Annotated in this window: 10 protein-coding genes and 1 tRNA gene; all 11 read right to left on the minus strand. The window is 46.7% G+C overall.

The genetic code is table 11. The annotated features are described in order from the left end of the window. A partial coding sequence (locus tag C7R94_RS27250) for a UbiA-like polyprenyltransferase (RefSeq protein WP_106785733.1) occupies positions 1 to 752 on the minus strand: 752 nt, incomplete at its 3' end. Between the two features lie 47 nt (positions 753 to 799). After that, the gene (locus tag C7R94_RS27255; protein WP_017248113.1) at positions 800 to 1,519 is read right to left on the minus strand and encodes a demethylmenaquinone methyltransferase; all 720 of its coding nucleotides are present in this window, start codon (positions 1,517 to 1,519) and stop codon (positions 800 to 802) included. Between the two features lie 4 nt (positions 1,520 to 1,523). Then, entirely contained in the window at positions 1,524 to 2,360 is an 837-nt protein-coding gene (locus C7R94_RS27260; protein WP_106785734.1) for a heptaprenyl diphosphate synthase component 1, read from the minus strand. Positions 2,361 to 2,484: 124 nt separating this feature from the next. Further along, positions 2,485 to 3,000 carry a hypothetical protein gene (locus C7R94_RS27265; RefSeq protein ID WP_106785735.1) on the minus strand — a complete coding sequence of 172 codons (516 nt, stop codon included), beginning with the start codon at positions 2,998 to 3,000 and terminating at the stop codon, positions 2,485 to 2,487. A gap of 75 nt (positions 3,001 to 3,075) precedes the next feature. Further along, positions 3,076 to 3,306, minus strand: coding sequence for a trp RNA-binding attenuation protein MtrB (gene mtrB / locus C7R94_RS27270; protein ID WP_047068979.1), 231 nt, complete (start codon positions 3,304 to 3,306; stop codon positions 3,076 to 3,078). A 37-nt stretch (positions 3,307 to 3,343) separates the two neighbouring features. Further along, complete coding sequence (locus tag C7R94_RS27275) at positions 3,344 to 4,054, minus strand: lytic transglycosylase domain-containing protein (protein WP_106785736.1); 711 nt, start codon at positions 4,052 to 4,054, stop codon at positions 3,344 to 3,346. 112 nt (positions 4,055 to 4,166) lie between these two features. Then, a tRNA-Pro gene (locus C7R94_RS27280) sits at positions 4,167 to 4,243 on the minus strand. Positions 4,244 to 4,313: 70 nt separating this feature from the next. Then, the gene (gene folE / locus C7R94_RS27285; RefSeq protein WP_173609515.1) at positions 4,314 to 4,877 is read right to left on the minus strand and encodes a GTP cyclohydrolase I FolE; all 564 of its coding nucleotides are present in this window, start codon (positions 4,875 to 4,877) and stop codon (positions 4,314 to 4,316) included. Positions 4,878 to 5,113: 236 nt separating this feature from the next. Continuing rightward, on the minus strand, positions 5,114 to 5,386 hold the full coding sequence (locus C7R94_RS27290) for an HU family DNA-binding protein (RefSeq protein WP_005831316.1): 273 nt from the start codon (positions 5,384 to 5,386) through the stop codon (positions 5,114 to 5,116). A gap of 236 nt (positions 5,387 to 5,622) precedes the next feature. Beyond that, on the minus strand, positions 5,623 to 7,101 hold the full coding sequence (gene spoIVA / locus C7R94_RS27295) for a stage IV sporulation protein A (protein ID WP_047069484.1): 1,479 nt from the start codon (positions 7,099 to 7,101) through the stop codon (positions 5,623 to 5,625). A 180-nt stretch (positions 7,102 to 7,281) separates the two neighbouring features. After that, positions 7,282 to 7,776 (minus strand): hypothetical protein (locus tag C7R94_RS27300; RefSeq protein WP_106785737.1); only part of this gene is annotated, 495 nt, incomplete at its 5' end.

The raw sequence follows: 7,776 nt of genomic DNA on the forward strand, positions 1-7,776 counted from the left end.
TCATAAATCAAAATCGCACCCGAAATGAGTACACCTAACAGGAACCAAATCGACAAGTCTGCAACTACATACAACGACATCAGACCAACGAAAGTAAGGACGTGGCAAACGCGGGCAATCAGAAGTGCGTTGGCAATTCCGAAGCGGCTAGGCATGGAATAAAGTCCTTCTTTCCGGTCAAAATCGGCGTCCTGACAGGCATAAATGATATCAAATCCCGCTGTCCAGAACATAACGGATGCAAACAACAGAAGGCCGATGCCATCTACTTGACCCGTTGTCGCTACCCAGCCCCCTAGCGGACCAAAACCGATGGCAACCCCGAGAACAAAGTGACAAAGCCAAGTAAAGCGTTTCGTATAGGAATAAAGTACAAGAACAAACACAGCGAGCGGCAACAGTTTCACAGCCAAATCATTTAACTGGAATGCGGCAATGAACAACACCGCAAAGGACACCACGATAAACAAAATGACTTCCACTATCGAAATGAGGCCAGCCGGAATCGCTCTTGTGACCGTCCGAGGATTTTTCGCATCAATTACCCGGTCGATGACACGGTTTAAGGACATCGCTGCACTGCGAGCGCCTACCATCGCTACCGTCACCCAAAAAATTTCCGACCAGGTAGGCCAAGCATTCTCTACTACAATGCTTCCCAAAACAGCTCCCATAAAAGCAAAAGGCAAGGCAAAAAGGGAGTGCTCGAATTTAATCATTTCCAAGATGATTTTTAATTTACGTAGACCCATCTATGACACTTCCTATCTAGTGAAGAAATACCGGTTTACTCCCCATATTATGGCTTTGTGCCAATATGCAAGGCTGATACGCCACCCATAAACAATTTGACCTGAACCGGGTCCAAGCCTGCTTTCTGAAACATGCTTGCCAGCTCGCGACTGTCAGGGAAATTGGTCAGGGATTGTGGCAGCCACGCATACTCTTCGTATTTGTTGACTGTCAGCTTCGCGATAAATGGCAAAATTTTGTAGAAATATAAGTAGAATAGCTTCCGGTACGGAATGAATGGTGGCTTGGACACTTCCAAAGAAACGACTTTACCGCCCGGCTTCACAACACGCGCCATTTCATTCAAGACCTGCTGAACATCCGGTACATTGCGCAGGGCAAACCCGATTGTCACGAAGTCAAATGTATGATCCTCGTAGGGCAGATTCATTGCATCTGCGTTCACTAGCTTTACGTTGTTGCCAACACCTGCGTTCGCCACTTTATATGCCCCTACATCCAGCATGTTCTGGCTGAAATCAAGGCCAACAACACTGCCTTCTTTTCCAACAGCCTTAGCCAATGCAATCGTCCAGTCTGCTGTACCACAAGCAACATCCAACGCTGTATGCCCCGGCTGGATATTCATCTGCTTCATCGTGTAATTACGCCAAGCAATATGACTGCCAAAGCTGATTACATTATTCATTTTGTCGTAATCGTTTGCAATGCTCTCGAAAACGGAGTGAACGTACTCTGCTTTCTCATTCATCTGTGTCTGGTTCACTTGGCTACATCTCCTCAATTACCTTCTTCAAGCGACTGATCCGATGGGAGTACCGTGCCGTAATGGAAGCAAGCATGTTCCGCGTCTCTGCCGGATGCAGCGTACGCACCATTTGCTCACATAAACCGATTAATTCGAGGGCTTTCCCCTCAACGCCAGACAAAACTTGCGCGAGTGTAGCTCCGGGTTTTTGCAGCAAAAAACGGGCAAAACCAAAAGGGACTTGTTCTTGCCATTTGAGCTGTTCCCACTCTCCGATCACACTCTCTACCTTGGCTGTTTCCTTCATTAGATCGCTCCAGAAGCGACGGCGATCAATTGAATCGGCATACTCCTCTACAAAAGCCACGTATAAGCCCGTATCAATCGTATTTCGCAGTTCCCAGTACTCTTCATCTGATAAAATCTTGCTATCTCGCCCAGCGATGTAGAGCCTCATTTTCGCTTCGTTCACTCGTTGAATGGCTGCCGACAACACTTGAATAGCTTGGATTTCACCCGCTGATGCCAGAAGATGATAATAGCGACTGCTGTAATAGTCACCCGCAAGTACGGTCAGCTGTCGGTTTCGCTCCGCGCTCTGTAAGGAGTCGTACTCATTTTTCACGAGCTCATGCGTGTCCAGTCCCAATTGGACAAGTCCAGTTGCTGTACATAATACCGAAGCCTTTTCCTTCGGCATGCCGTGTTCCAGCAAAAAAAGGTACAACAGCTCTAGACGATTTTCCGCCATGGAAGGAACGTCAACATAATGTTCTACATAGGAATGGGTGATTCTCTTGTAGATTTGTTCGATAATGGACCGAACCTCTTCTACATTCGGGGAAAGTTCTTTGCTCATGCGTCCTCCTCCACAAGCTGCACAACCTAAAGATGTCTGCCTGTTCCGTACTGTCCTTACTCTTCGGTCTTCCTCTGCCGTCCGGTCAAAAGGCCGTCTCTACTATCATACCATACTTCTTCCATCAGGGACTAATTCGCTCATAAAAATACGGCTCGATTCGAATAGGAAATGTACTGCTTACAAAGGTCTGGATATCAGATGGGTCGGTCAAAGGTTTGTCATGTCCTGTGAGATTTCCAGTTGTCGATTGTATGGCAATCAATAATCTCGATTCTTTTGGTGGATCCGTCTCCTCCAACAAGCGATAGTACACGGGCCCGACATTGTCTGCATAGGTACGCAAGTCGTATGTCAAACGGTAAAAATCTTGATAGACGGTGTTTAAGTCTACTTTTTCGGCAGGTTTCACCGCAAAATCGACATAGATCGATGGGTTTTCCCATTTTATACGCTTAATATTATAATGTGTCGACATCCTTGTAAACAAATCAAGGGCATTTTGCTCGCTTAAGTGAATGGCATGTGCTGACTGAAATGTCGGTATATCCGCTTGCATCCACTGATTTGTGGGAACGAGTGACAGCATCAGAGCCAGTAAAGTGGAAACAGCAATCGCCATCAACAATTGGCGCGGCATAGACATCCCTCCTCTCCTCCATTGTACAAACAAAAAAAGCAGGCTATGCCTGCTTCTTAGCAAAACGCTCGTTCTTTATTCAGTCGTATCCACGACACCATGCTGCGAATAAATTACTGCTTTTCCTCGCACCTTGATCGCAGAGGTGTGCTCCGTAAATTGAAAAATCATCACTTCGCCTTTATCGAGCTTCTCTGTATGATGAAAACGCGTATCCGAGCCTCTTGTTAATCCGATCACATGAACGCCATTTTCCTTTGCTTTGACTACAAAATAATCTTGATTAAATCCCGATGGTTGTGCCAATGTGTTTCCTCCTGACCAATACGGTATGCGCGTACGTCTAGTATGATGCCCCTTCTGACTCCAGTCGGCTCATGATCTTGTCTACATAGCGCTGTGTCTCTTGCGGCAATTGGTCAAACTTCGCTTCTAGCTCGTCATCACTGCTGATTCCCAGACGACTCATCCGACCAGGACCAGCATTGTAAGCAGCAAGTGCCACTTTCACATCTCCATCATAACGATCCAAAAGCGATTTCAAATATTTCGTTCCACCTTTAAGGTTTTCATCAGGATCGTATACATTGCGGACTTGCATGGCTTTTGCCGTATTGTCCATCAGCTGCATCAAGCCCTTAGCCCCAGCGTGGGATTCTACATTCGGATTGAAATTGGATTCGGCTCTGACGACCTCTCTCACCAGATCAACATTCACTCCGATCGCTTTCGCTGTCTGATCAATCTTCTCCAAGATTTCCTGGGCAGGAACAGATGACCCTTTTGCAAAAGACAGGGACTGCTCATTTTGAATCTGGGTAGGAATCTTCCAGCTCCTGGAGCCATCTAGTTTGGCCAAAATCTCCTGTGAACTGATTACCCGCTGGCCGGTTGTTGCTAACTGGGACTGCAAGATGTCCGAGAAGAGCCCCTCGTCTCCATACGAAAGCGAAGAGGCATCATAGTTTTGCGGCAATGTTTGCAAATATGGTTGAAGTGATACAGGCACCTTCATAGCATTGAACAACCCTTCCCTAGCTTGTCTACCTATCATTATAAAAAAGAAAGGTCAGGAAGCCAATAGCAAAATGGTACGACTTGGGAGAGTAGCCATTTCACATAAAAAAAGAAGCCTTTGCTCAAGGCTTCTGATCGTTATATGCAGATGGTCGGAATGCAGGGATTCGAACCCTGGACCTCACCCACCCCAAGGGTGCGCGCTACCGGGCTGCGCCACATCCCGACTGTACATCCGTACTATACAATATTTTACCTATATAAGTCAATATAATTTCCTTATTTTTGCATTCTGATTAGCGCATTAAACTAATAACTTCTGCACGCGCAGCCGCATCCTTCTCAAACATACCGCGAACTGCAGAGGTGATCGTTTTCGAGCCTGGCTTTTTCACGCCACGCATCGTCATGCACATATGCTCAGCTTCTACTACCACAACCACGCCGTGCGGATCGAGCTTGCGCATAATCGCGTCAGCTACTGTCGCGGTAATTCGTTCCTGCAACTGCGGACGTTTCGCCACGGTATCGACCGCACGCGCGAGCTTGCTCAGCCCTACTACGCGGCCTCCACGCGGTACATAAGCGACATGCGCTTTTCCGAAGAAGGGAACCAAGTGATGCTCACACATGGAGTAAAACGGAATGTCCTTTACCAACACCATTTCCTCATGATCTTCGCTAAAGACAGTCTCGAAATACTGCTCTTCGTCTATATGCATGCCCTCAAATACTTCGGCGTACATTTTCGCAACTCGCTTAGGGGTATCCAGCACTCCTTCACGATCAGGATCATCCCCCACTGCCTCAAGGATCATGCGAACAGCTTGCTGTATTTTATCTAAGTCGACGTTCATCATTGTACCTCCTACGTAACGGCATACGCCTTGTTTCTCATCACTACGGTCTGCCTGCTCCAAATCAGCACCAGACTTAGTGCCTGCTCGCGATCAAAGCCAATCTTACCATATCGTTTAAAAAAAGACAAAAAGATATCCCAGAATTTTCATAGGCAAACTGTATGTACATAGAAAAAAATCCACATTATATCAATGTGGATTTTTTTATGTAAGTGCTTCGTTCTCAAAAGAAACAACTACTTGATGGAGTCTTTGAGTTGTTTACCTGGTTTAAACGCAGGTACTTTGCTGGAAGCGATTTCGATCTCTTCACCAGTTTGTGGGTTACGACCTTTACGAGCCGCACGTTCACGAACTTCGAAGTTACCAAAGCCGATCAGTTGGACTTTATCACCAGTTTTCAATGCATCTGCAATTGCGTCAAGAACTGCATCAACTGCTTTCGTTGCATCTTTCTTGGTGAGTTCTGTGGTTTCAGCCACTTTTGCAATCAGTTCTGTTTTGTTCATTTTATTCACCTCCCCTCAAAGAACACCAAGTCCTAGCTATTATTTTTCTTAACCGAAACGAAGCGTTTTATACACGAATGGTTGTTTTTACCGATCTGACAAGCTTATAGTAATACACCGATTTCTTAAATTCAAGCCCCTCCTGTCGAAATTGAACGAAATACAAGAAAAAAAGGCATCTCGTCATGTCAGATGCCTTCCCTCTATTTGTTGTTTATAGGACTTTAGAACTATTATTAGAGTATGATCGCAATCAGGCCACCCGATCCCTCGTTGATGATTCGACCCAAAGTCTCCTGTAATTTGTATCTGGCGTTGTCTGGCATCATGGTAATTTTTGCCTGAATACCCTCTCTTACGATGGAATGGAGCGAGCGTCCAAAAATATCAGAGTTCCAGATGGAAAGCGGGTCTTTGTCAAAATCTTGCATTAGATAGCGGACAAGCTCCTCACTCTGCTTCTCTGTTCCGATAATCGGAGCGAATTCGGACTCGACATCCACCCGAATCATGTGAATAGACGGTGCTGTTGCTTTGAGTCTGACTCCAAAGCGCGGTCCCTGGCGGATTAGTTCAGGTTCGTCCAAGGTCATTTCATGCAACGACGGGGCTGCTATACCGTAGCCCGTACTTCGGACCATGTGCAATGCTTCTGCTACCTGATCAAATTCGCGCTTGGCATGTGCGAACTCCTGCATGATTTTCAGCAAGTGGTCTTTGCCATTTATCTCTACACCGACAATTTCCATCAAGATGCGGTCATACAGTTCATCTGGCGCGTAGAGATCAATCTCTGCAATTCCTTGCCCCATGTGCATACCAGCAAGAGAGGCTCTCTCTACGAAGTCATAGTCATTGAAGAAGCCGACGACACGGTCCACATCGCGTAACCGGCGGATGTCCTGCACGGTCTCACGTACAGCTTCCTCGTAGTTCTGACGCAGCCAGTGCCCGTTTTCCAGCACCATTACCCAGCTCGGCAGATTAACATTTACTTCATGAACTGGGAATTCAAACAGGACTTCTCTCATGAGGAGCAAGATTTCCTGCTCTGTCATATGATCAACCGACAAGGCCACAACTGGTACATCGTATTTTTCCTGGAGCTGTACACGAAGGTTTTGTGCTTCGTCGGAGCGCGGACGCGTCGAGTTCACAACGATCACGAACGGTTTTCCGACTTCCTTCAACTCGTTTACAACCCGCTCCTCTGCATCGATGTATCCTACACGCGGTATTTCCGCGATGCTGCCATCCGTCGTCACAACAATCCCGATGGTTGAGTGTTCCTGGATCACCTTGCGCGTTCCGACTTCCGCCGCTTCCTCAAATGGTACAGGCTCTTCATACCACGGTGTATTTACCATTCTTGGACCATTGTCGTCTTCGAAGCCCTTTGCCCCTTGCACCGTATAGCCAACGCAGTCAACGAGGCGGACATTGATGCTGAGTCCTTCTGTCACATGTACGTTAACGGCCTGATTCGGAACAAATTTGGGTTCGGTTGTCATGATTGTTCGTCCTGAAGCACTCTGCGGCAACTCGTCTGTCGCTCGTATCCGCTCCGCTTCAGAGTTGATATTCGGGATTACAACTTGCTCCATAAACCGCTTGATAAAGGTCGACTTTCCCGTACGAACAGGGCCTACCACTCCGAGGTAGATGTCTCCGCCCGTCCGCTCGGCAATGTCTTTAAAGATGTCGACTCGTTCCACCATCGATGACCTCCTTCTATTTGTCTATTTTTACACTATGACCGATTTTCCGAATTATCCCTGACCGCCAGTATTTTCGTAGGGAATCTCGTACTAGTTTTGTGGACAGTACAAATATATGTATTTTTGCGTTAACTAGAACAAAAAAAACGACCCTGATCAGAGTCGTTTTTCACGAAGTTAATTTAGTTTGAGAAGCTTCGGTTCACCATCGACCATTTCATATGGAAACGATTTCGCGGGCACAAACATGGAATTGCGCGCAAGCACGTACCTCGGATCTGTTTTTTCCGGCACGGTTACTTTTGTCTCCCGAAGCAATTGCGCGATATCTGCAGCATAATCAATCCCGACTATACCTTCAGCGTTCATGACCAGTGGCAATAAGTAAGTCCCCATCGTAGACGGCACCTGCCACGCTTTTAACCCGAGCCGGTCATGATCGATGGAATAGTATCCATTCCCCAAGTCAGCGAGTACAGGCAGCTTTTCGAAATGACCCTTGTAACGGTCTACTTCGCTCTGTACATCCGCTACTGTGCTGACAGCGGTCAAATGAATGAGCTTCACTGTTGGCTTTGTTTCCACATCAATCAGTACGTACTTATAAACGCCGCCTTTTTCGAATGCGTTACCAGGTACATCCGGCATGTATTTTGGGATCATCTTGCGAAA

This window comes from Brevibacillus sp. NRRL NRS-603 (assembly GCF_003013445.1).
Lineage (GTDB): Bacteria > Bacillota > Bacilli > Brevibacillales > Brevibacillaceae > Brevibacillus > Brevibacillus formosus.

Excerpts from the sequence above, each read along its gene's own strand:
- C7R94_RS27260 (WP_106785734.1), bottom strand. The coding sequence starts at position 2,360 with ATGAGCAAAGAACTTTCCCCGAATGTAGAAGAGGTTCGGTCCATTATC.
- C7R94_RS27290 (WP_005831316.1), bottom strand. The coding sequence starts at position 5,386 with ATGAACAAAACAGAACTGATTGCAAAAGTGGCTGAAACCACAGAACTC.
- C7R94_RS27265 (WP_106785735.1), bottom strand. The coding sequence starts at position 3,000 with ATGCCGCGCCAATTGTTGATGGCGATTGCTGTTTCCACTTTACTGGCT.
- C7R94_RS27275 (WP_106785736.1), bottom strand. The coding sequence starts at position 4,054 with ATGATAGGTAGACAAGCTAGGGAAGGGTTGTTCAATGCTATGAAGGTG.
- folE (WP_173609515.1), bottom strand. The coding sequence starts at position 4,877 with ATGATGAACGTCGACTTAGATAAAATACAGCAAGCTGTTCGCATGATC.